General features: G+C 61.5%; 20 protein-coding genes. 13 read left to right on the top strand and 7 right to left on the bottom strand.

Annotated features, from left to right (window positions below):
- Nucleotides 1-399: 399 nt before the first annotated feature.
- Nucleotides 400-1,584, bottom strand: a complete 1,185-nt coding sequence (locus NXY83_RS00440; RefSeq protein ID WP_258804166.1) for a proline racemase family protein — start codon at nt 1,582-1,584, stop codon at nt 400-402.
- A gap of 96 nt (nt 1,585-1,680) precedes the next feature.
- Nucleotides 1,681-2,658, bottom strand: coding sequence for an Ldh family oxidoreductase (locus tag NXY83_RS00435; RefSeq protein ID WP_258804165.1), 978 nt, complete (start codon nt 2,656-2,658; stop codon nt 1,681-1,683).
- Nucleotides 2,659-2,927: 269 nt separating this feature from the next.
- Between NXY83_RS00435 and NXY83_RS00430 the strand changes: the two genes are divergently transcribed.
- The 12 genes from NXY83_RS00430 (at nt 2,928) to NXY83_RS00375 (ending at nt 14,792) form a co-directional block, all read left to right on the top strand.
- Nucleotides 2,928-3,938, top strand: a complete 1,011-nt coding sequence (locus NXY83_RS00430) for an ornithine cyclodeaminase family protein (RefSeq protein WP_258804164.1) — start codon at nt 2,928-2,930, stop codon at nt 3,936-3,938.
- A gap of 189 nt (nt 3,939-4,127) precedes the next feature.
- Nucleotides 4,128-4,802, top strand: coding sequence for a GntR family transcriptional regulator (locus NXY83_RS00425; RefSeq protein ID WP_258804163.1), 675 nt, complete (start codon nt 4,128-4,130; stop codon nt 4,800-4,802).
- A gap of 50 nt (nt 4,803-4,852) precedes the next feature.
- Entirely contained in the window at nt 4,853-6,496 is a 1,644-nt protein-coding gene (pruA, locus tag NXY83_RS00420; protein ID WP_258804162.1) for an L-glutamate gamma-semialdehyde dehydrogenase, read from the top strand.
- A 200-nt stretch (nt 6,497-6,696) separates the two neighbouring features.
- Entirely contained in the window at nt 6,697-7,497 is an 801-nt protein-coding gene (locus NXY83_RS00415) for an IclR family transcriptional regulator (protein ID WP_258804161.1), read from the top strand.
- A gap of 219 nt (nt 7,498-7,716) precedes the next feature.
- Nucleotides 7,717-8,460 (top strand): GntR family transcriptional regulator, encoded by a 744-nt coding sequence (locus NXY83_RS00410; protein ID WP_258804160.1) that lies wholly within the window; start codon nt 7,717-7,719, stop codon nt 8,458-8,460.
- Between the two features lie 135 nt (nt 8,461-8,595).
- Nucleotides 8,596-9,489: an SDR family NAD(P)-dependent oxidoreductase gene (locus tag NXY83_RS00405; RefSeq protein ID WP_258804159.1), complete on the top strand. Its 894-nt coding sequence runs from the start codon at nt 8,596-8,598 to the stop codon at nt 9,487-9,489.
- 909 nt (nt 9,490-10,398) lie between these two features.
- Entirely contained in the window at nt 10,399-11,190 is a 792-nt protein-coding gene (locus NXY83_RS00400; protein WP_258804158.1) for an amino acid ABC transporter ATP-binding protein, read from the top strand.
- A gap of 13 nt (nt 11,191-11,203) precedes the next feature.
- Complete coding sequence (locus NXY83_RS00395) at nt 11,204-11,845, top strand: amino acid ABC transporter permease (RefSeq protein WP_258804157.1); 642 nt, start codon at nt 11,204-11,206, stop codon at nt 11,843-11,845.
- Entirely contained in the window at nt 11,845-12,507 is a 663-nt protein-coding gene (locus NXY83_RS00390) for an amino acid ABC transporter permease (protein ID WP_258804156.1), read from the top strand. Before NXY83_RS00395 ends, NXY83_RS00390 begins: the two co-directional genes overlap by 1 nt.
- A gap of 70 nt (nt 12,508-12,577) precedes the next feature.
- The gene (locus NXY83_RS00385; protein WP_258804155.1) at nt 12,578-13,444 is read left to right on the top strand and encodes a substrate-binding periplasmic protein; all 867 of its coding nucleotides are present in this window, start codon (nt 12,578-12,580) and stop codon (nt 13,442-13,444) included.
- Between the two features lie 137 nt (nt 13,445-13,581).
- On the top strand, nt 13,582-14,010 hold the full coding sequence (locus NXY83_RS00380) for a universal stress protein (RefSeq protein ID WP_258804154.1): 429 nt from the start codon (nt 13,582-13,584) through the stop codon (nt 14,008-14,010).
- A 101-nt stretch (nt 14,011-14,111) separates the two neighbouring features.
- The gene (locus NXY83_RS00375) at nt 14,112-14,792 is read left to right on the top strand and encodes a GntR family transcriptional regulator (protein ID WP_258804153.1); all 681 of its coding nucleotides are present in this window, start codon (nt 14,112-14,114) and stop codon (nt 14,790-14,792) included.
- Nucleotides 14,793-14,975: 183 nt separating this feature from the next.
- Here the strand turns inward: NXY83_RS00375 and NXY83_RS00370 are convergent, their stop codons facing one another.
- From NXY83_RS00370 to NXY83_RS00360, 3 genes are all read right to left on the bottom strand, one after another.
- Nucleotides 14,976-16,337 (bottom strand): flavin monoamine oxidase family protein, encoded by a 1,362-nt coding sequence (locus NXY83_RS00370; RefSeq protein WP_258804152.1) that lies wholly within the window; start codon nt 16,335-16,337, stop codon nt 14,976-14,978.
- Nucleotides 16,338-16,468: 131 nt separating this feature from the next.
- Complete coding sequence (locus NXY83_RS00365) at nt 16,469-16,849, bottom strand: tautomerase family protein (protein ID WP_258804151.1); 381 nt, start codon at nt 16,847-16,849, stop codon at nt 16,469-16,471.
- A 70-nt stretch (nt 16,850-16,919) separates the two neighbouring features.
- Nucleotides 16,920-18,266: a sugar porter family MFS transporter gene (locus NXY83_RS00360; protein WP_258804150.1), complete on the bottom strand. Its 1,347-nt coding sequence runs from the start codon at nt 18,264-18,266 to the stop codon at nt 16,920-16,922.
- A gap of 1,092 nt (nt 18,267-19,358) precedes the next feature.
- On the opposite strand from NXY83_RS00360, the gene NXY83_RS00355 reads away from it, so the two are divergent.
- Nucleotides 19,359-21,821, top strand: a complete 2,463-nt coding sequence (locus NXY83_RS00355; protein ID WP_258804149.1) for an FAD-dependent oxidoreductase — start codon at nt 19,359-19,361, stop codon at nt 21,819-21,821.
- Between the two features lie 575 nt (nt 21,822-22,396).
- Here the strand turns inward: NXY83_RS00355 and NXY83_RS00350 are convergent.
- Both NXY83_RS00350 and NXY83_RS00345 read right to left on the bottom strand, forming a co-directional pair.
- Nucleotides 22,397-22,642, bottom strand: a complete 246-nt coding sequence (locus NXY83_RS00350) for a hypothetical protein (RefSeq protein ID WP_258804148.1) — start codon at nt 22,640-22,642, stop codon at nt 22,397-22,399.
- Between the two features lie 119 nt (nt 22,643-22,761).
- Entirely contained in the window at nt 22,762-22,956 is a 195-nt protein-coding gene (locus NXY83_RS00345; RefSeq protein WP_258804147.1) for a hypothetical protein, read from the bottom strand.
- Nucleotides 22,957-23,276: the final 320 nt, after the last annotated feature.

The raw sequence follows: 23,276 nt of genomic DNA, 5'->3' as shown, positions 1-23,276 counted from the left end.
CGGAGACGTTTTATCTGAATCGGAACCTGTCGGGCTCGCCGGCACTCGCCGCAATCTCCGGACCAGGTCGCCGGGCCCGTGGTGTGAAGCACAAAGCCGCTGGGAGAAGCCAGTGGACGAAATTTTCTCACGATTCCACTCGGCTTGTAAGCCGACATAAAGGGGACAGCTAAACAGCTTGAGGATTGGGGGCAGCATCAGCGACAGCCCGGTTCAAGTAGTTGCTCGGTCCTTTTATGAGAACTAGAAAGCCCAACGGCTGCATCGAACGCGGAACAATTTTTCAAGTACGAGTGGGACTGCAGAAATGACGATGGCCCCGGGACGTTGGTGTCCCGGGGCCATCGTCTTGACGGTCACTCTAAGTAGCGGGGGGTGTTCCCGGCGGCGCCGTCGATCTCAGTGCGCAGTTTCTGACACCTTCCCGGCTGGTACAGCACCAGTAAATGACGGTGTGCCCGCCGATGGCTCGCCCAAGCCCTGCTCCTGGGCCTGCGGAGCCCAGATGTCGCCAATGGTAAAGCCATTGGGGAATGGATCATCATATTCAAGGACATGCGTGCTGAACCCTGTGATCCACGCCCGGCCGCTAATTGTAGGGACGACAGCTACGCGGTCGCCTATACGAACTTCTTCCACCAGCTCGCCGGTGTAAACAGTCTCCAGGATCCCTTCATGACGGAAAGGCTGGTTCAATCCCAGCTGGCCCCTGGCATAAAGGGTGGCCATTTTTGCACACGTACCCGTACCGCAGGGGCACCGATCCACGCCGCCGGTCCACGTGGCGGGATTGTCAAAGTCAACCGGACCGCTTGAAACGGTCACGGCATTCTTCCTGTCCGCATTTGGATTATTAGTCCGACCGGAAAGCTGGGCGATGGTGATCCCAATTCCCGGATAGTCCGGATGCTCAACAGGCAGCTGATCCTGGGCCGCCCGCAGAATCAAAGCCGAGATGCGAGTGATGTCCCGTCCCCGCTCCGGTACAAGTTCAAGGGACTCGAACTGATCCACGTCGGCGATGACATAAAACATGCCGCCCCAGGCAACGTCAACCGTCACTTTGCCCAGCTCGGGGACGTCAATGACGGCATCAAGATGGACAGCGAAGGCAGGCACGTTCTCCAGCGTCACGTTGTGAACCCGGCCGTCGCGGCACTCGGCCTTAATGCCGATGAGTCCCGCGGGGGACTCTAGCTTGAACTCCGTGAGCGGCTCCTGCATGGGGATCATGCCGGTTTCGAGAAGGACTGTTGCCACCGCGATGGTGTTTCCCCCACTCATAACGGGGTATTCCACCTGTTCCATGATGATGAAACCCGCTGCGGCCTCTGGATGTTTCGGAGGCACAATGAGGTTGCAGCACAACGGGGCGTATCCCCGCGGCTCACGCAACATCATCTTCCTGAGCTGATCGTCGTTCTGCTCAAGCCATTTCATCTGCTCGTATACGGTGTCACCGGGAATGTGAGGGACCCCGCCGGTAATAACGCGCATCGGCTCACCGGAGTGGGTCTCCACAGACTGGATCATTCTTTTATAGGACATTCTGGCCACCTTCTTTGCTGGCTTGGCTGATGCCAAGAGTAGTTATTACGCTCATCGCATTTGGATCAATAGGCGTGCCCTGCAGCCTGTCCGGCTCAGCCGTAAGTTTGCGGAGCTTCCGCCTGGCCTGCATCAGGCAGCTTCAGCAGCTTTCCGCAGCCGCAGAAGGGCATCGTCGTCGATCTCCACATGATCGGGCAGGGCGGTGAGTTCCAGTGCTGGGAGGCGAACCTGGTGTTCGTCCCGAAGGTACTCGAGCTGCTTCCCGATACGGTCGACAGACCCCGTGAACCGTGCGGGATCGATGGCCAACAAGAACACTCCGATACCTGGCGAAACTGCGCCATGATCGAAGGGCGCAGCATCTACGGAAAAATTCGCACCTGAAAGCGTAGCGAGGACTTCCATCAGGAGGGCAACGTTCCCCCCGCGGTGTCCGCCAAAAGGCAACAACGTCCCCTGCAGAGCCTCGCTGGCGTTCTGCGTTGGTTTGCCGTCAGGACCCAGCGCCCACCCTGCAGGAATAGGCTCGCCCTTTTCAGCGGCGCGCTTTATGTTGACATAGGCAGTCGATGAAGATGCCTGGTCAATCACGAAAGGCATCTTGCCAGGCCGGGGAATAGCGTAGGCCAAGGGGTTCGTACCCAGGACCGGCTGAGGAGAGCCACCAACTGACATCAGCGCAGGGCTGTTGGCCGAAGCCATTGCAATGAAGCCTTCCTGGGCGAGGCGGCGGGGGTAATATCCGAGTTCTCCGCAGGTGTAGGAGCGCCGGACCCACAATGCGGCGATACCCGCCTCGCGCGCAGCCCCAAGCAAGTCTGGGAGCGCTGCTTCAAAGGCTGCCTGAGCCAGGCCGTTAGAGGCGTCAACGTCAATAACCGCCGGCGCGGAGCGATGTATCCGAGGTTGGACGTCTGTCGCGATGCGCCCAGTCCCGTAGCCGTCAAGATAGTCGAAGAGGTGCCCGACGCCCACGGCGCGATTGCCGACAAGTTCAGCCTCCACGGTGGCTTTGGCAAGAATTTCTGCGGACGAGCTGTCTGCACCCGCGCGCTCCAGTGCGCGCCGACAGATTTCGGCCAGTTCTTCGCTGGGGATGGTGGTCATTTGGGGCAGTCCTCTCAAGGGGGCGCACACGAAGGCGCGTGGGACCATAACTAGAAGTGAAGCTAGGGCAAGCGTAGGCAGGGACATGTGCCGGTCCGACAAATCCCTCGCTATGTGACCAACGTAATATGTGATCACATTGTGGTCAATGGTTTGCGGTAGATTACTTGAGCTCCTGCGAGACGCTTTGGAAGCAGAGCCTAGGCCAAGGACGACAGACACCAAGGGCGGGAGACGCAATGCACGTGGAATTCATCACGGAAACTGAAATGCGCAGTCTGCTTTCGCCTGCACAGGCGACCGCAGCCATCACCAATGCCCTTCTCTCCGGCCTGGACCCTGCCACGGATCCCAGCCGGCGCGTCTTGCCTCTAAGGCAAGGGCAGTTTCTCATCATGCCCGCGGAGTCGGGTGAATATGCGGGCGTGAAAGTGGCCACCGTTGCACCGGCAAATCCCGACCTGAATCTGCCCCGGATCCAGGCGCTCTACCTGATTTTCGACGCGCAGACACTTACCCCGCAGGCAGTGCTGGACGGCAGTGCCCTCACGGCTCTGCGAACGCCGGCGGTATCGGTCACTGCCATCCTGCCCGCCCTCGCCCTGGGTTCAGCGCCGTTGAAGCTGGCTGTCTTCGGCGCGGGACGGCAAGGCGTCGCACACGTAGAAACTGTCATGGACGTCATGGAGGGCCGCCGGGAAATCGAGAGGGTCACGTACATCGTCCGCAGCCCTGATCGGGTGCGCCTCCCGCCTTCGGCGGTCGCTGACGTAGTAGGCCTGGATTCAGCTGAAGCAGAAAGTGCGGTGGCCGCAGCGAACTTGGTTATTTGCGCCACCTCCGCTCACGAACCGCTCTTTGATTCCTCCCTCTTGCGCCCGGACTCGATCGTCATCGCTGTAGGTTCCCATGAAGCGCATGCCCGGGAAGTAGACGCTTCTTTGTGCGGCCGAGCCCAGGTGGTGGTCGAAGATGTCCGGACCGCTCTGCGCGAATCCGGGGATGTCATCATGGCGATACAGGAGGGACACCTGAAAGCCGAGGACCTGATCCCCATCAGGGCCGTGGTGACCGGAGCTGTCGAGTTGGATACGTCCATTCCAGTCCTGTTCAAAAGTTCGGGGATGTCATGGGAGGACCTGATTGTAGCCGAGGCGGTAGTCCAAGCCATGAGCGGCAACAAAGCCGAGCGCGTTCACGGGATGTTGCGGAAAACCACTGACGGCATCGCATCGGGTGATTCCTGCCCGGCTGATAAACGAGGGCCTGCCGGCCAGTGACCGCTTTACTTCCGTAAACAACGGGACCCCCCTTGTGTGATTTGTGATCACAGGATAGTCTTTTCTTCACAGCTCGGAAGAGAGTTGGGCCACGACACCTACAAAAAGCCGCTCGAAGGCTGACAGGGCATGCCGTAAGCTTGACTGTGATCAAATATCACGCTGCACTGCCGGGAAACGGAGCACTCCATGAGCCTTCAAATACCAAGATCTGTCACGCCCACCCTGGTGGCGGACCAGGTCTACGAGGTGCTTGAGAACGCGGTCCTGACGGGTTCACTGGAAGCAGGGTCGCCCCTTCGTGTAAGGGATTTGGCAGCCATGGTAGGAACCAGCGTCATGCCGGTCCGGGAGGCGATCCGCCGGCTGGAGGAGGCCGGGCTGGCAACCCGCATCCCCCACAGGGGCGCCGTAGTCCGAACCTTCACTGCAGCAGAGCTGATCCACATCTATGACGTCCGGACCATTCTGGAGGTGGAAGCGGCCACCCAAGGTGCTCCCAACATCAGCCGCGAAGACACACAGCTGATGCAGGCCGCTTGCTCAAAGATGCAGCAAGCAGTGGAGGAAGGCCGGATTGTTGATGCGCTTGACCTGGACGAGGATGTGCTTCGAACGCTGTATCGGGCTTCCGGCAATCCAGTCCTGGTCAGCACCATTGAACAGCTTTGGCTTCAGTGCCGGCCCTACAAGGTGATCGGCGCGACGGAAGCCGTGGCCAAGCACGACGACACGCTCTGGACCCCGCAGCCGGCATTGGTCCAGGCACTCATGGACGGCGACACCGCCGCAGCCACCACCATCACCGCCGAGTCCCTGGCCAGCGCACTGCGCCGGCTTGAGCTGCGGCTGGAAACCCACTAACCACCCCGCGGCCTCACAGGCCGGGAAATCAAAGAGGAGATACCCAGATAATGTCCCAGACAGTCAGCGTTACTGGAAACTTCAAAGTCCCAACGCCGCACAATGAGCCGTCGCGGGAATTCCGCCCCGGCTCACCTGAAGCGGCGTCCGTCAAGAAAGTGATTGCGGAGATCACAGCCAGCGTGCGCGAACTGCCGCACGTCATCAACGGCGAACGCTCCATGACCGGGGAGCTGCGCAACGTCACCGCACCCCACCGCCACGCCCAGGTGCTGGCCCGTATCCCAACCGCTGATGAGGCGGTAGTCCAAGCTGCGATCGACGCCGCCCTGGCCGCACAGCACGAATGGTCCCGCACCCCTTGGTGGGAACGGGCCGCAATTTTCCTGCGCGCCGGCGACCTTGCCGCTGGAAAGTACCGTGACGAGCTGGTAGCTACCACCATTCTTGGCCAGTCGAAGACTTTCCACCAGGCAGAGATCGACGCCGCCAGCGAGGTAGCTGACTTCTTCCGCTACAACGCCCACCTTGCCCAGCAGATCTTCGCTGATCAGCCGGGATCCCTGCAGGGCGAAGGCAACTCGCTGGACCAGCGCGGTCTGGAAGGGTTCGTCCTGGCGATCACACCGTTCAACTTCACTGCCATTGGAAGCAACCTGCCCACCACGCCGGCCCTTATGGGGAACACCGTTGTGTGGAAGCCCTCGGAAAAGGCGGCGCTCAGCAACGACGTCCTCATGCGGATGTTCGAGGAAGCCGGGCTTCCGCCGGGCGTGATCAACCTCGTCCATGGCTCGGGCCGTGCTATCTCCGACCAGGCGATGAGCCACCCGGACTTTGCGGGCCTGAACTTCACGGGCTCTACCGACGTGTTCCGCAGCCTTTGGAAAAAGGCCGGAGACAACATCGACCAGTACCGTTCCTTCCCCCGCCTGGTGGGTGAAACCGGCGGCAAGAACGCCGTGGTGGCCCACCCGAGCGCCGACGCAGATGCCCTGCGCGCTGCCTTGATCCGCAGCTCCTTCGAATATGCCGGCCAGAAGTGCTCCGCGTCTTCGCGCACCTACATCCCACGCAGCATCTGGAACAAGATCAAAGACGAACTCGTCGAGACCACAAAGTCGCTCCGCCTGGGTGATCCATCCGAGCACGAGACATTCCTCGGAGCAGTCATCGACGAGACGTCTCTCCGGAAGCTCGAGGCTGCAATCGACAAGGCCAAAGCCCTCCCGAGCCACACCTTGCTCGCCGGCGGCAACGTCCTTCCTGAAGAGGGCTGGTTCGTTGAACCAACGATCTTCGAGACTACTGATCCCCATGCCTTCACCATGAGCGAGGAATTCTTCGGCCCCCTCCTGACGGTCTACGTCTACGAGGACAGCGAATGGGAGTCTGTGCTGGACCTGGTGGACCAGACCAGCAACTACGCCCTGACATTGTCCATCTTCGCCAACGACCGCCGGGCAGTATCCCTGGCGCTGGACAAGCTCCGCAATGCTGCTGGCATGACGTACATCAACGACAAGCCGACCGGCGCCCTGATGGGACAGGTCTCCTTCGGCGGCGGCCGGGCATCGGGCACCAACGACAAGACCGGTTCGCGCCTGGCCCTGCAGCGGTGGCTTAGCGGCCGGTTCATCCACGAGAACTTCTCGCCCTCCACGGAATGGCGGATGCCCTACCTGGCCCAGTAAGCGGGACCCGTCCCGACAAGAAGGCGTGCGGTACAGCGCCTCCACTGGAAGGTCGGGTGGGCACCTGCCCACTCGGCCTTCCAACCGCCGTCGGACTCCCTCGCAATGATCCGAACGGCCTCCAGCAGCCGCCGCCTGATTTCTGCTCAGGCGGCGGCTGCTCCCCTCTCCGGTCTTCCACCCAGCCTCGGAAGTTTTCCATGAAGAAGCGAACCCTTTCCCGTATCATGGCAGCCTCAAGCCAGGCTGCAGCCGCAGCGTCCCTGAAGAAGCGGGATGAGCGCGGGGTAGCGATGTCCATCCTGCTGCTGTTTGCCCGCCACCGGAGCCTCAGCAGCTCCCAGATCGCGGGCCTACTCCGGATCCCTGCCTCCACTGTCTACAGACACCTCCAAACTCTGCTGCAGGCCGGCTTCGTAGTTGAGAGTCAAGTAATAGGACGCTATTCCGCCGGCCCGGAAGTTGTGCGCTTGGCTGACAACTACCGCCAGGAAGCGTTGGCACAGGGAGTTGTGCGGCAACGACTTGAACAGCTCTCTCAAGAGACCGGAGAGTTGGCTGCCTACCTGGTTCAGAGCGGCGGCGAAGCTCTCTGCGTTGAATCCGTAGAGAGCGAGCATATCCTTAGCTGCAGCTATGCCGCGGGACGCTCGCGCCCGCTGTTGCACGGGGCCAGCGCCCGCGCCATCCTTGCGTTTCTGCCAGACGAGGAAGTTAGTGAGATGTTCGCAGCACAGTTTTTGACAAAGGACGAGGAGGGTGCCATCCGAGCTGACCTGGAGAACATCCGTGAACGCGGTTATTCAACCAGCTCCGGGGCCCTCGCACCGGGAATCTGGGGCGTCAGCGCTCCCGTTTTCAACGAAACGGGCGGCCTCGCCGGCGTAGTCACCACGATGGTTCCCCTTGAACGGGCCGGGACTGACGACGCTCGTACGCAGTTCATATACTCCACATGTGAAGCGGCTCTGGACCTCAGCAAGGTCGATTCACCCGGCTGATCCTCGGCGCCGGTTCCCATGCGTCGAAGGCCCGGGGAGAAGGAAAGAACGGATCGGACAAGGCGCCTCCACCCGGGAGCTGCCAGCCGCTGGGCGGTGGCGGCTTGGTTCAGGGCTCCAGCAGCACAACGGGCAATCCAGCGACAGCCCTCCGGCCCGGTGCCAGGCTGCCTGTGGGCGGCTGCGCATCCAACCGCGGATTCGAATTAGGATTCTCCCATGCCAGGAAAAATTGCGGAAGCTCCACAGCACCCGGAGACCAAGACGTCTGCACCGATGTCCGCCTTGCAATCTTCTCCAGCTCTCGCTGTCACTCCCGCCCTGGTCGCGGATCAGGTCTACGAGGCACTACGGACCGCTATCCTCACCGGGGAACTGGCCGGAGGCTCTCCGCTGAGGGTTCGGGATGTTGCAGCTATGGTCGGTACCAGCGTGATGCCTGTCCGGGAGGCCATTCGTAAGCTGGAAGAGACGGGACTCGCCACGCGGGTAGCGGCCCATCGGGGGGCAATTGTTCGTCAATTCACCGTAGAAGAACTGATCCACATTTACGAAGTCAGAGCCACCCTGGAAATCGAAGCCGCGCGCCGGGGAGCCGCCAAGGTCACGGACGCTGACCTCACCCGCATGGAGGCAGCTTGCGCCCGGATGCAAAAAGCGGTCGCTGAACGCCGCGTCTGGGATGCCTTGGACGATGACGAAGACCTGCTCCGGACCCTGTACTCAGCCGGCGGTAATCCGGTACTGATGGACGTCATAGAAAGCCTCTGGCTGCAATGCCGGCCCTATAAGGTCATCGGTGCCACGGAGGCCATCGATCACGACGATGCCAGTCTTTGGACCCCGCAGCCAGCTATCCTCGATGCTGCCCGGGCAAGGGATGTCAAGGCAGCTACAAAATTAACCAAGCAGTCCCTTGCCAGTGCCCGCCGACGCCTTGAAAAACGCCTGGTGTCACACTAAGTGGACCCCTCGTTTGAGTCACGGCAACACAATCCAACGCTTCACAGCACCATTCTGCAGAGGTGATCACAGGCGTCGTTGGACGGCAAGCCTAAAGCAAGTCCCGGTCACCCTGATTGCCCTGAAAGAGACGGCATGAACCACGATCAAGCAACTACCAGCTGGGTATCCCCCGCAGTTACGACCGGCAATCGTGCCCTTACCGGCCGGACCGTGTTGGTTACAGGGGCCGGCCGCAATATCGGACGAGCCATTGCCCTGCGGTGCGGATCGGAGGGTGCCCGCGTTGCAGTTAACGATGTCGATGCAACGGCCGCAGCAGCTGTCGTTAGCGAGCTGCGGGACGTCGGGGTGGACGCGCAACCGGCCGTCGGCGATATGTCCGACTTCGCCCAAGTGGACCAGATTTTCGCCCAGACCGAAAATACGCTCGGCGTTGTAGACGTCCTGGTAAACAACGCCTACGCCCGCATCGGCCAGACGGTCTGGGACAACTTCCTGTCTGTAGAGCCGTCCGACTGGGAAGTCTTCGTGAGCAGGAATCTAAACATGCTCTACGGTTGCACCCAACGGGCCGCGCGAGGGCTTGCCACCAGCGGCCGAAAAGGCTCCATCATCAACATCAGCTCAATCGGAGCCGAACGCGCACACCGCAACAGCATCCCTTACGACTCCGTCAAAGGCGCAATGGAATCATTCACCCGGGCTGTAGCTGTGGACCTCGCCCCCTGGAACATCCGCGTCAATGCCCTGCGCCCCGGCGCGATCGCCGTCGACGGGGAGCCGCCCGCGCCAAAAGGCAAAGAGCACCTCCGCGCCGCCCAGATTCCCATGGGCCGTCCCGGTACACCGGAGGATGTTGCTGCTGCAGTTATCTTCCTGGCTTCCGCAGAATCAGCGTACGTGACGGGGCAGATCTTCAATATCGACGGTGGCATGATGGCGCAGGGGCGGGCACCGCAAGTGGAAGCCCGGCCCGTGGTACACCCAGCGACAGCAGGACCGGTTCCTCCGACCCTGCTCCGCTGATTATCAAGGCTGCCCTGCTCCCTGCAAAGCAGCAACCACCGCTGCGGGACCTTTGTTCCCCTAGTGGCCATCCGGATCTGTGGTGCCGTGCCTGGTCGCGCCCGGGATCCTAGAGGTCCGTCGGGAAACCAAACCGCCAGCGTTGGGCTCCAGGTGAACAGGCGCAGTTGCCCCGACCTGCCGCGCAACTCACGGAACTGCTGTGGTTAGCGCGCCACGGGGTAGTCGTCGCGGAGTACAGCAGGGACAGGCCCGTCATACGCCCGACGACTTGGGCGCCCTCGCCCAACGTCTCACGCAAAGCCGCGCTGTGTAGATCATCTAAGAGAGCCTTTTCTTCCCCGCGGGGACTCCCACATTGACCTACCTCATGCTCTCCGTCATGGAGGCCTTCGCTGAATTCGCCTGCTCTGCCATTCGGGAACGCCAAAGGGAAGGCATCGCCCTTGCTGGGCACTGCCCTCGGGTGTGAGGGTCTTTTCCATCCTTTGTATGCACCGGGGCCCTGGTCCAGCACACAGAAGGTGGTGTTCCGAAAGCCGCCATGCCGTGGCTGCGGGATCGGCATGAAGACCAGCAGGTGCGCCACACCATCTTCAGGAAGGGCCCTGCGGACCGGCACTCCTCAGGAAACAGAAATATGTGATCACAGATCTAGACAGCGAACCCGCCGCCGACTAGAGTGATGGAAGGCACATGGTGTGGGGTAATTCACATCTTGTTCCGGCGCAGTACAAGTAGCGCGGCCCTGCGGTCCACCCACCGTAAATGGCGATGAGCAGCTCGCGTTTGACGGGTGGTATCTGATGACACCAGCTGCGTCGACCTGCATGGATTAGTAAACATTGTGACGCACGTTCTCAGTCCGATCTCGGGCTGATGCGTCCGACTACCCGAAGGAAACGAAAAATGGGCTTAAGTTTTGGCACTAAAGCTCCCCCAATCGCGCTCTCGGGGGACGTCGTGGTCTCCGGGCTCGGCAAGAGTTACGGAGCCCACCGTGTGTTGTCTGACGTGAATCTGGTGATGAACGAGGGCGAAGTAGTCTCGGTCATCGGGCCGTCTGGGGCGGGCAAGAGCACCTTCCTGCGATGCTTGAACTACCTGGAGACTCCAACAGAGGGAACTATCTCGATTGGTGGGGCCCACGTCGTTGCTGGCGGGAAGCTGCCGGACAAGGCGAGCCTGGACCACCTTCGGCGCGTCACCGGAATGGTCTTCCAAAGCTTCAACCTGTTCCCTCACCTCACCGTGATGGAGAACATCACCCTGCCACAGCGAAAAGTATTGGGTGCAAGCAAGGAGCAGGCGCAGGAAGTCGCGGAGAAGCTGCTCAAGCGGGTGGGCCTGCCTGAAAAGGCCAAGGCGTATCCGGCCCGCCTCTCGGGAGGGCAGCAACAGCGCATTGCCATCGCGCGCGCTCTCGCCCTCTCGCCGAAGATCATGCTCTTCGACGAGCCGACATCCGCCCTCGATCCCGAGATCGGCCTCGAGGTTCTCGCGGTCATGCGCGACCTGGCCGACGAGGGCATGACCATGCTGGTGGTCACCCACGAAATGCACTTCGCGCGTGACGTCTCGGACCGCATCATGGTCATGGGCAATGGCGGCGTGTTGGAGATCGGTCCCAGTCAGCAGGTGATGTCGGAGCCGCAGAACGAACGCACCCGGCAGTTTCTCAAAGCCGTACTGGACAGGTGAGACGGCGATGATTTTGGAACTCTTGCCAGCGATTGCCCAGGGTGTTGGACTCACGCTCTACGTAACGGGCTCCGCGCTCCTGTATGGAGGCATCATCGGCTTGGTGCTCGTCGGGGCCGCGCGTTCACCGTTCGCGATCATTCGGGGCATCGCTACCCTTTACATCAATGTGGTACGCGTTATCCCGCCGATCACGTGGCTGTTCCTGATCTACTTCGGCTTGCCCCAGTACGCGCTGCGGCTGTCAACGATCCAGGCCGCGATCATCGGGTTCTCCATCATCGCCTCAGCGTTCATGGCCGAGATTTACCGCTCGGGACTGCTCAGCATCCCCGAGGGCCAACGCGAAGCCGCCCACGCGCTCGGGCTGGGCACGATAACCACCGTAGGCCACATCATTACCCCGCAGGCGTTCCGTGTCGCGCTGCCCTCGATCGCCACTTACGGCATCGGGCTTCTGAAAGATTCCGCCCTGGCATCCACGATCGGGGTACGTGAGATCACCTACTATGCCCAGCAAAGCGCGAGGCAGACGCATGAAGGCCTTCTCTCGTTCATCACCGCCGGGGCGCTCTACATCGTGATCAGCCTCATTATCGCCGTCGTCGCAAGGCGGACGGACCTCGTGCTGCGCAAGAAGATTGGAGTGGCGTGATGGACATGCTTACCCAGTGGCTTGGATGGTTGCCGAACCTCGCTCCAGGACTGGTTGTCAGCCTTCAGCTAACCGGACTCGCGTTGCTGATCGGATTCCCGCTCGGCCTGCTCTTCGCCGTAATGGCGGCGGCAAAACTCGCACCCCTGCAATGGATCTCGTTCCTGTTCGTGGAGGTCGGGCGGGGACTGCCGGCTCTGGTGCTGTTGTATTTGCTGTACTTCAGCCTTCCTGATGCGGGGATCACCCTAACGTCCTTGACTACAGCAATCATCGCGTTGAGTTGGAACGCCGGCGCCTACGCGTCGGAGTACTTCCGCGCTGGACTTGCCGCAGTACCGCTGGGGCAGAAAGAAGCGGCACTCACCTCCGGGCTCAGCGGCTGGACAGGGTTCCGTATCGTCATCCTGCCGCAGGCCCTGCGGATCTCCACCCCGCCGTTAGCCGGACTCGCCGTCCTCGTGTTCCAGGCCAGTGCACTCGCGTTCGTGATCGCCGTGCCGGAACTTATGTCCAAGAGCTTCGAGATCGCATCCATCAGCTTCGAATACCTCAGCGTCTACATGCTCACTGCAGTGATCTACGGATCCATCACCCTCGTCTTCCTTGGCCTCGTCCGGGTGCTGGAACGGCGCCTCAGTCGCCACCTGCAACGCAACTGAACCCAACCACCATTCCACCGTTCCGGGCACTCCGCCCCTCCACCACCGCCCAGCAAAGAAAGAAAAAACCATGTCACGAAATCCTCGTACTCTCGTACGCGCGCTTTCCGCCGGCACCGCCGCCGGCATGCTCGCCATCTCCCTCACCGCCTGCGGCGGCAACGACACCGCAGGGACCGCAACCGACTGCACCCCGGCACATAATGACCTCCAGACAATCACCCCTGGCGAGCTCACAGTCGCCAGCTACGACTATGCACCCGCCACGATCCTGGAAGGCGATAACGTGACCGGCATGGAGGGTGACCTGATCAACGAGATCGCCAAACTCGAATGCCTCGAGGTCACGGTGACCACCTCCGGTGGTGCAGGAGCGGTCATCCCATCAGTGCAGTCCGGACGCGCCGACATAGGCTCGGGAAGCTGGCTGCGCACCAAAGAGCGGGCGAAGATCGTCTACATGAGCACGCCCCTGTGGAACGATCCCCAGGCGATCATCTCGACCAAGGGCATCACCAGCGACAACCTTGAGGGCAACGTGGTCGGTTCGGTCGCCGGCAACCTCTACAACAACAGTCTGCAGCAGTGGCTTGGAAACAACTTCAAGATCTACCAGGACGAAGAATCCATCTACGGAGATCTCAAGGCCGGCCGCATCGATGCCATCGTTGCATCCGCCGCCTCTGCCACGCACCGGTTTAAGGACGCCCCGATCGAAGGCGCCCAGGTAATCAATGTCACGCCCAACCCGAATGTCCCCGAGTTCGCTGCAGTGGGCCAGGTGATGCTGCCGTCCAGCCTCGAGAACGACACGTTCGGCAAAGCGCTGGACGAGAACATCGAAAAGCTCCGCGAAGACGGCACCATCAAGGAGATCCTCGAGAAGTACGGAATGGACCCCGCAGTCGGCGAGCCGGGCGCACCCAACGAGCTCTGACTCGGAGCATCGTTCTTGCATCAGGGCGACGCCGGATAGCCTATCCGGCGTCGCCCTGATGGTGAAACAGCAACATTAAAGGAGCGGACGATGCAGGTTACAGCCGGTGTCGCAGAACCAAGCAAGGGAGCAGGATCGTGAGTGGAATCATTGTTGTAGGCGTTGATGGCAGCGACACGGCCAGAAAAGCCGCAGAGGCTGCAAGGGATCTGGCCACGGCACTTAGCGCGACACTCCACGTGGTGTCAGCCTTCGACGCTGACCGTTCCGGGATATTCGGCAGCGGTAGTGACAAATGGATCGTCTCCGACGCCGACAAGGCAGAACACGTCGCCAGGACCGTTGCAGACACCTTGGGCGGAGACATCAAGATCACCTACTCCGCAGTTTCCGGCCGGCCAGCGGACGCCCTTATCAGGGAAGCAAACCGCAAAGAGGCACGCATTATCGTGGTTGGCAACCGCAGGATGCACGGGATCGGACGTGTCTTGGGCAGCGTCGCCAACAGCGTGGCGCATAACGCGCACTGCGACGTCTACATCGCCAACACGTACGACGCGGACTAGCAGTTACCGCGAGCACCCCTGGTGCGAAGTTTTCCTGGAGCTGACGTCCCCGCCGGTGAGCCCCGGGAGGAGCCCTGCAGGTACAACCGTATATTTGATCTGTGGTCACATCCCAACGCGTCGAGCCCACCCTCCTTACCAACCGGGTCTACGCAATGATTCATGCCGCGATCCTAAGCGGTGAGCTGCCGGCTGGCTCGCGACTGAAGGTACACGACCTCGCCGAGCTGGTGGGAACCAGCGTGACGCCCGTACGCGAGGCGATCCGGCGGCTGGAGGAGGCAGGGCTGGCCGTGCGCCAGCCGCACAAGGGTGCTGTGGTGAAGAGCCTAACGCTTCAGGAGTTGATCCACGTCTACAACGTTCGCCGACTCCTGGAAACGGAGGCCGCGCGCCTGGGCGCAGGAAATGCCACCGCCGAAGATTGCAGCAGAATGCAGTCCGAATACGACCTGATGCGGAAGGCGATTGACGAAGGCCGGGCAATTGCCCTGCTGGATCACGACGAGGCGATGCTGGCCATTCTTTACCAAGCCGGAGGTAACCCGGTGCTGCTCCAGATGATCCGGACACTATGGCAGCAGTGCAGAGCCTACAAGATTGTCGGCGCCCAGGGTTCCCTGGACGCAGCGGAGGATGACTCGCTGTGGCGCTACCAGCAGGACCTGATCACTGCAACACGGAACAGGGATCCGAGCGCCGCCGCCGCGGTGAACGAAGCCTCCCTTGTCAACGCCAGCGAGCGGATCAAGGCACGGCTGGCGGAACAAAGTACCCCCTAGTCCTCTGTATCCCTCTGGTCAGCCAGGTTTCCCCGACCGACGCAGGTCCCTACCAGCGCCGCAGGCCCCGCAACATCATCCTGACCGAATTCCGAGTCAGCCTCCGCACTCGATGCAGTATGAATGGCCGTTGTTCTCAGCTGCTAGTTGGGATCGGTACCGCGCCGCAATGATTTTGATGTCTCATCCATGCGCCAGTGATCGATTGGCTGGCGGCTTCCCGGCCTGCTCCTGAAAAACGCGCCGCAGTTTTTCCGCCACCCGGCGTGCTTCCTCATATGCGCCGTGTGAGCCTGCCGTTTCGGAGGTGTAGTCGCTGGCAAAGTGTAGGTTGCCGACGCTTCGCTGAAGCTCTGGCAAGGCATCGTTGCGTCCGGGTGACAGCACTGCGAAGCAGTGTTCCCATGTGGCCACCTCGGCTCCCACAATACGACCGGTAAGCGCCGGTGCCACGTCCAGGAAGTCGTCGATCCAAAGTTGTATGCGCGCCTCGTCCCCCTCGATGCCCGGGAGGAAGCCCGCAGAGTTTCCATAGCAAGTGAACCGAATGATCCCGTCGCTAGGCAGAACACCAGGCTGGGGGTTAAGAACGGCGTCGAACAGCTTCCCCACTGTGGAAACGAAGGACCAGTGAATGAATTCCGGGAATCCGCGGACATCGGCTGCGATGGTGATAGTTGTGCTCCCGGGGGTTGCCGCTTCCTGTAGCGCCTTGAGCTTCCACTGCGGCAGACCCGGGCAAAGGTGAGAAAGCTGAGGCGCAGGTACTGTCGCCACAACGTGGCGCGCGAGATGAACCCTTTCTTCGCCTCCGCTGCTGGCAGCGACTTCGAACAGGTCACCGGATACCCTGACACTGGTGACCCTGGATCCCGTGGTGATTGTAGTGGTCTCCGCTACGTTAGCTGCGAGAGCGTGTGGAAGGGACTGCATGCCGCTTACGGGGTAAAGCCTGTTGTCCTGTTCGTGGGCAATGTAGCTGGCCAGGTACCGGAGGGCGTACTTTGCCGAGAGCTGGGCGGCGTCCCCTACCGAGCCGCCGCAAACTGCGGCCTCAATAATGCTCCGGGCAGGTCCAGGCAGCCCTTCAAGTCGAGCCGCGACGGTTTCGTTGACCAACGCGGACGCCTTGTCTGTGATGGTGCCTTCCGAGACGTTTTCGGTATATTCATCTGCCAGGTCATCCATGAACCTAATCAGCGCCGACTTGGATTCGGCAGACAGCGGCAGCTGTTTCACGACCTCTGCAGTTGATCGAGCGACAGACGTTACGCCGTCGATATGGACGCCATAGGTTTTGGGGTGGAAGGGAGCGGTTTCCTGTTCTAGTTCCCGCGCCAGCGATTCTGCCCTCGTACCGCGATAAATGAACATTGCTCCTGTATTGACGGGCGCGCCGGCGAGTTGAACGCTGCGTGTCCTTCCGCCAATCTCATCGGCGGCTTCAAGGATTTGGATGTCGAGATCCAAATCGCGGAGTTCGTAGGCCAGGGCCAGACCTGCAGGGCCAGCCCCGATGACGACAACATCATGAATACGGGTCATCTTGTCCAACTTTCTGTTGCTTAGAGCTGTACGGCAGCTTTCGCTTTTTCAAGCGGTTCGAAAGCCGCGCTCGGAGTGTCTCCGACAGCCACTGCTGGATACCGGGAACTGAACTGGCAGGGAGGGCAAACCTAGGCGTACTGTGCTTCGCCGTTTCCGAAAGACCAGTTTTCGCCTCTAACTTCGACGATGCTGATGATGATGTCTTCCTTGCGGCTCCCGGTCAATTGGCTGATGTGGCTGGCGGTCGCCTTGTAGAAGGAACACTTCTGTTCGGTGCTGCGGCCGGCATTAATGAACGCCTGAACCACGATGGTTTGATCGGACCCGTCAATTTCCAGGTGCCGTTGATCTGCAACAATGGCACCTCTGGAGTGCTCGGTCAGGACCTGAAAGCGGTCGTTGGAGGGAATGTGGAGACTTTCGGTCAGCGCGGTCGCAACAGCATCACTGAGCGCTTCCCGGTAGCCTTTTTCCTTCCCGGCGGGATAATCGATCCGTACGAACGGCATAGGTACCTACTTCGGGTTGTATGGCGGACATGGTCCATGAAAGATGTCGGAGTACCAGGTGCCGGGCCTTTTAGTGGGAGAAGCCCGCAGCTGTCTCGGTCAGGGATTTCCCTTTGGTCTCGGGAGCCAGCCACTGGGACAGGATCGCACCGATGAGGGTAAGCCCGGCAGCCATCAGCATGGTGACCTGCGTGCCGTAGGTTGCCATTGACCAGGGCAGCAGGAATGTTCCGGCACCGGCTCCAACCCGGCTGACCGCGGTCGCAAACCCTGTGCCGATCCCGCGGATCTCCGTCGGGAAGACCTCACCAGGGTAGATACCGGTCAGCGTGTTGTATCCGGCATTGAAGAACGAGAAGGTCAGGAAGCAGGCCAGGACAACCCAGGCCGGTGCACCCACCCACAGGCCGATGATCAACAGGAGCACGAAGCACAGCCACTGCGGTGGAACGGTCAGGACGCGGCGGCCGGCCCGGTCGATCAGGATGACCGTGAGGACGACGCCGGCGGTGGCGACCGCAGAGAGCCCGACCCCGCCGGCGAGCCCGTGGCCGAGTCCATACCCTTCCAGCACACTCTCGGCGAAGGTGGCAATCGCGAAGTAGGGAGTGACCGCGCAGAGCCAGAACATCGAGCAGAAGAGAGTGGCCCGCCAGTACCGGCGTGAGAACAGCATCTTGAAGTTGCCCGCAGGGCGGTCGTGCTCGTGCTCGACGTCGTTCATGTCGGTGCCGGCCTCCATGTACTTGTGTGCCACTGCACGCGCCTCGTCATGGCGGCCTTTGCTCCACAGCCAGCGTGGTGATTCAGGCAGGCCGAAGCGGGCGAAGAACAGAATCACTGCAGGAAGGGTGCTCGAGCCGAGGATGATCCGCCAGTCCACGGAGACGGCAGTGGTCAGCACGTAGCCCACAATGAAGGCGACCATGAAACCGACATAGAAGGCGACCAGGGTCAGGCCCATCAGTCGTCCCCGCAACCTGGCGGGCGCGAATTCGGACATCAGCGGCCAGCCAACGGAGTATTCAACGCCAACTGCGATTCCCATCAGCAGCCGGACGACGAAGAGCTGCCCTGGGTCGTGGACGAAGAACTGGAGAACCGAGCCGACGACGAAGATTCCCATGTCAATCATGAACAGCGGCTTGCGGCCGAACTTGTCCCCGAGCCAGCCGCCTATAGGTGAGCCGACCAAGATGCCGAGCAGCGAGGAGGCCACGATCAGGCCCTCCCACATCGGCGTGAAGCTCAGTTCCGTGGCGATGGTGCCAATCACTGTGCCAATGATTCCAAGAATGTAGCCGTCCAGGAACATCCCTCCGACCAGGACTGCGGTCAGCTTGGTCAGGAAGCGGCGCTTGAAGGTCATGGTGGCTGCATCGTCTGTAGCTGGTGTTGTGGTCTTTATAGAAGACACCGGTGGCTCCTTGCGCTCAGTGATGATGACATGCGTTTCTCCTCCGCCTTTGAGGGAGGGAAGTGTTCGTGAAAGGTCAGATGGGGCTCGTCAGAGCGTCTTGCCGGACTCGCAGCATTGTGTGGACCTTGTGGCCCCGATCACCAAACCTAGCCTGTGATCACATATCAGGTCAATGCTGGGGTGTAACGCCCGTGTAAATCGTCTCTGCGGTGACCCATAGAAGGCGTGGGCGCATGATGCCAGTGCCTTTCAGTGGACGCGCTCCCCCCGGTGATGCTCCTTTATTTCAAGCATCCCCAGCTCGGAGCCGAGCGCCCACCCCTACGTACGCCGACCTGGCGTCCGAGCGCAGGCCCTTATTCGTTGAAAGACGGTCTCTGCGAAGAATGAGTGGGCTTGGCTATCTTGCCGCTTCAATCCCGCCCCGACGGCCGTAGCCGGCTCGGCTGTGGCGATCCCCGTCCTGGCCGTGCAGCAACTAGACGATGTTGCTGTCGGGGGTGCGCTGGCTGCCGCCTCCCCGGGGCCCAGTGTCTCGCGGCCCCGGCAGCAGGTGCTGCCTTGGGCAGGGCATGCCGCCCGCTGTTTTTGTTTGCGGCTTCCAGGGTGCTTACGGCGGTGGCATGGGGGGCAACGGGATTCCCCGGGCAGATCCCCATGCCGCTTAATTTCGTCTCCCTGGCCTGGCCGTGGCCGCCTCTGCGACCGGCCGTGGCTGCGCAGTTGCCGTCTCGGCGATAGGGGTTATATGGGTTGTGTCTGCCGCGGTCATGGCGGCTATCCGAGCGCCGACCATGGCGCCACCGCCACCTAGAAAGTGGCAAACGGTAGGAGCAGGCTGACTGCTGCCGTGTGCACGCGGACAAGCAAGTGGAAATTTTTCGGATAACTCTTGTGTGATTGGGATCCCCGCTTGTAACCTGTTGCCGAGAAACTTGTGATCACATATCACTGGGGGGACATCTTGCTGGGGCTGGCCCGTCTAAGGTGCCAGCCCCGGCTTCGCTGACGAGGATCCTATCCCGCGTCCCGAAGCCGGCTCACATTTTATCCGGAGACGCTGAGGTCTCCGACTGTAAGGGAGAATACGTGGCCATCACTCGGCTTGAAGCAGACACAAGGATCCTGATCATCGGTGCAGGCGTCGTCGGCGCAGCCCTGGCAGATGACCTTACCCAGCGCGGCATGTCCCGTGTCACTGTGGTGGACCAAGGGCCTCTTTACCGCACCGGGGGATCTTCCTCGCACGCGCCAGGTTTTGCGTTCCAAACGACCGGCTCATCGGTAATGTCAGAGCTGGCCAGACGAACGCTGGACAAACTGGACGGCGCCACGGTTGACGGGCAGTGGATCCTCAAACGCGTGGGCGGGCTTGAGCTGGCCTGCGATGAGGAAAGGCTGTCGTACCTTCACCGCCGGCACAACCTGGCGCGGTCCTGGGGTATCCCGTCCCGACTTGTCTCGGCCAAGGAGTGCGGTGAACTGTTTCCTGGCCTCGATACGTCCACGGTGCTTGGCGGCTTCCACACGCCCACCGACGGCGTGGTCAAGGCCGTGCGTGCGGTTGAGTGGCAGGCCCGCCGTGCCATCGGGAACGGAGCGACGTTCTACGGCCACACCGAGGTCACCGGCTTCCGGGTTGAGAACGGCCGCATCACCGGCGTCGAGGTGCGGGCAACCCCGCCGGTGCCGGGCAATCCTTCCAAAGGTGACAAGCTCCCGGAAGGAACCCAGTTCCTCGCCGCAGATATCGTCGTCGTATGCGCCGGACTGTGGGGACCCGGGCTCGGGAAACTCTTGGGGCTGGAGCTTCCCATGGTTCCCATGGAACACTGCTCCTCCCACACCAGCCCGCTTCCCTCCCTGTCAGGTTTCAGCGAGGAAGTCGAAGTGGACCGCCCAATGGTCCGGCACCAGGCCACCGGCTCATACTTCCGCCAAATGGGCGAGCGGCTCACCTGGGGGACCTACGAGCATCGCGTCATCCCCGTGGACCAGACCGAGATCGCTTCCCCGACCGAGTTCGCCCGCACCCGGGTCGAACCCGCCATCCACGCACTCACCTGGGATGATCTGACTGACGGATGGGACGAACTCCGCAGGCTCGTTCCGGAGGCGAACAGCTGCGAACCCGAGGACGGCTACAACGGAATTTTCTCGTTCACTCCGGACGGGAACCCACTCCTCGGAGAGGTCCCGGGGATCAAGGGACTCTGGCTTGGCGAGTCCGTCTGGCTCACCCAGTCCGCCGGCGTCGCCGGGGTCCTCGCCGACTGGATCGTCACCGGTGACCCCGGAATCGACACAACAACCCTGGACTTCCGCCGGTTCGACCAGACACACCTCACCCGCAGCGCCAGCATCGCACGGGCCAGTGAGAACTACGATGAGGTCTACGACATCAGCCACCCCCGCAAGCAGTCGAACCAACTCCGCAAGTTCGCCACCACACCCTTCTACGGACGCCAGGAGGCACTTCAGGCAGTATTCGGCACTTGCCAGGGAGGCTGGGAACGACCGCTCTGGTACACCTCGACAACCGTCACCGACATCCCGACAGTCCAGCGCGACGCCTGGGGAACCTACGGATGGGCACCCAACATCACAGCAGAGGCACGCCAGGCTGCCGCCCGGGTGGGACTCGTCGACCGGGGTGCGGTCAAAGCGTTTGAGGTCCGCGGAGAGAGCGTTGAAAAGCACCTCCAGGAAATCCTCTCCGCGAACATTGCCCTGCCGGTCGACCATAGTCGCGGAGTCTTCGTGACAAGCACAGCCGGCGGCATCGCCGCCGATCTGACCCTCGTCCGGACCGCACACGACACCTTTTTGGTCATCGGCAGCACACCGGAGGACGTGTGGCACCTGCGTCAGGAGACCCCGCACTCAGACGGTGTCATCGTCTCAGACGTGACATCCGCGACCACTGGGCTGGCGATTATCGGCCCTGGCGCATCGGCAGTGCTTAGCTCGGTCAGTCGAGGAGTGCTGCCAAAAAGGGGCTCAACCGAAGCGCCGCTGCTCGACATCGGAGGGGTCCCGGTCCGTGTCATCGCCGAAAATGAGACCGGACTGGGAGGATGGACCCTCTACACTTCTACCGAACACGGTCTCCATATGTGGGATCTCCTGGTCAAAACGGGTGCACAGCACGGTCTGGTCCCGGTAGGGGACGAAGCATTCGGCGCTCTACGCATCACCAACGGGCTTCCGGCCTTCGGCATCGAGTATGGACCGCAGGACAATCCCTATGAGGCCGCCCTTCCGCAGCGGAACTGTCCCGTCGGCCAAGGGCCCCGCCCTGGACACCGCCTCCTTGTCCGCCTAACCATGCAGGACCAGCGCCACGCCATCATTCCCGGTGCACCGGTGTCTAAGGACGGTGCGGTCGTAGGGTACGTCACGAGCGCCGCCGAAGACCCGGTCTCGGGCCTCTTTTTGGCATTCGCGTGGGTCGATCCGGAAGCAGCAGCGTTCGGCTCGAACCTGGAGATCTCGCATCTCACCGAGAAATGGCCTGCCCGCATCGACCGTACACCCTTGTCCGACGCCTAATGCCCGCCGGGGGCGTCTGGCCGGGCGCGGTATCCGGCCCCAGTGATTCCGGGCACCAGCAACCCTGAATTCCGCCGGGCAAGGCAGCGTTCTGCATCTCGCTATGTATTGGGGAAGGCCTCCGGGCGGGCGGAGGCCTTCATTGGCTAACCGGGTGCCGCCGACGGCAACAACTCGGCCGGCGGCATGAAACCCGCTGGCCTCGAGTCGAGGCATCGATTTCGGCACCGGCCAAACTGCCGCAGGCCAGGTCTGCCGGCCCTCCATCACGCAGTGGCGACGTGCGCGCTGGGGAAGGGGTGCGGGGGGCCACCCCAAAGTAGGCAACGAAGCCTCGGTCCGCTTCAATGCGGACCAGATGACAGGCGGAGAGGTCCCCACCCCGATTGAGCACGTCAGAAGCCCGCCTTCGTAATCAGCCCCATCCGGCCAGCACGCGAGCAGATGCCTCCACCTGTGGCCGGCAACACCGTGCCACAGGCAGGCATAGGGCCTGGTGATCGCGCGTGAAAGCAGGCGATTGGCCAACAGCGTTCAGGGAGAAAGAAAAACTGACCAGCGGCCCTTCGTCTGGATTACTGGGGCGGCGCCCAGGCTCCGGTTACCTCAGCCGAGAGAAAGTAGCGACGCTCGCCCGTCTGGGAGAGCCACAGCCAGAACACCGAGCGGTCGGAAGTGTGGTCGTCAACGGTTCCCACGGCCACTGTCCCGTTCCTAAGGCTCAAGGCGATGAGGTCTTCTTGCTTAATCGTGCTCCACTTCGCCTGCTGCCATTTCTGCCGCTCAAGCTCGTCGCGGTTCGAAGGGTATACCTGGATCATTTCGCTGGCTCTTTCGAGGTAGACGAGAAGTGGAAAGACAAATCTGTTGTGACTCTTACCGGTCTGCTTATCCGGCGCCGCTCTGCAGCAACCAGGCACAGAGAATGCCCGAGGAGGAATTAGTAGAGGTTGGCGTACTGGATGTCCTGGACCGGAGACCCAGCATCGGAACTCCAGCAATACGGGCAATCCAGGGAGAACTCCCCACAGCACCCAACCTCCTGCACCAGCAACGCACCGGGCACCACAGCCGGGCGGGGATTTTCGAGAAGAATCGTGCTGGTGTTCGCGTTCACTGATGCCACTTTCTTCATGGCAATCTTCCTTAGGTTGGCTCGGGTAGGGGTTCCGCCTTGGCAGCAGCGGCAATATGTGGATTTCTTAGCTTGCGTGGTCTGCTAGTTCAAGCCTACTTTGTGATCACATATCACGCAACGGCTTAAAAGAAAAATTTCCGGGGCAGCCCACTCAGCGGCCTCCCGCAGGAGGGCCGGCTGTGGAAGGACTCCGGTGTCCCGCCGCACCTGGTTCGGTGCACCCTCATTTTGCAGGGAGGCAGGAAGGAGGGCCCGGACGCCCTGGTGCTGACAGCCGGAGAAGTGGTCTCCTGCTGGATCCAGGGGACTCGCTCCAA

This window comes from Pseudarthrobacter sp. NS4 (assembly GCF_024758005.1).
GTDB lineage: Bacteria > Actinomycetota > Actinomycetes > Actinomycetales > Micrococcaceae > Arthrobacter.
This window is presented reverse-complemented; position numbering and strand designations above follow the sequence as displayed.

Coding starts and splice junctions, on each gene's coding strand:
- NXY83_RS00435 (WP_258804165.1), bottom strand. CDS start 2,658: ATGACCACCATCCCCAGCGAAGAACTGGCCGAAATCTGTCGGCGCGCA.
- NXY83_RS00345 (WP_258804147.1), bottom strand. CDS start 22,956: ATGAAGAAAGTGGCATCAGTGAACGCGAACACCAGCACGATTCTTCTC.
- pruA (WP_258804162.1), top strand. CDS start 4,853: ATGTCCCAGACAGTCAGCGTTACTGGAAACTTCAAAGTCCCAACGCCG.
- NXY83_RS00410 (WP_258804160.1), top strand. CDS start 7,717: ATGCCAGGAAAAATTGCGGAAGCTCCACAGCACCCGGAGACCAAGACG.
- NXY83_RS00365 (WP_258804151.1), bottom strand. CDS start 16,849: ATGCCGTTCGTACGGATCGATTATCCCGCCGGGAAGGAAAAAGGCTAC.
- NXY83_RS00400 (WP_258804158.1), top strand. CDS start 10,399: ATGGGCTTAAGTTTTGGCACTAAAGCTCCCCCAATCGCGCTCTCGGGG.
- NXY83_RS00425 (WP_258804163.1), top strand. CDS start 4,128: ATGAGCCTTCAAATACCAAGATCTGTCACGCCCACCCTGGTGGCGGAC.
- NXY83_RS00390 (WP_258804156.1), top strand. CDS start 11,845: ATGGACATGCTTACCCAGTGGCTTGGATGGTTGCCGAACCTCGCTCCA.
- NXY83_RS00430 (WP_258804164.1), top strand. CDS start 2,928: ATGCGCAGTCTGCTTTCGCCTGCACAGGCGACCGCAGCCATCACCAAT.
- NXY83_RS00370 (WP_258804152.1), bottom strand. CDS start 16,337: ATGACCCGTATTCATGATGTTGTCGTCATCGGGGCTGGCCCTGCAGGT.
- NXY83_RS00350 (WP_258804148.1), bottom strand. CDS start 22,642: ATGATCCAGGTATACCCTTCGAACCGCGACGAGCTTGAGCGGCAGAAA.
- NXY83_RS00415 (WP_258804161.1), top strand. CDS start 6,697: ATGAAGAAGCGAACCCTTTCCCGTATCATGGCAGCCTCAAGCCAGGCT.
- NXY83_RS00405 (WP_258804159.1), top strand. CDS start 8,596: ATGAACCACGATCAAGCAACTACCAGCTGGGTATCCCCCGCAGTTACG.
- NXY83_RS00385 (WP_258804155.1), top strand. CDS start 12,578: ATGTCACGAAATCCTCGTACTCTCGTACGCGCGCTTTCCGCCGGCACC.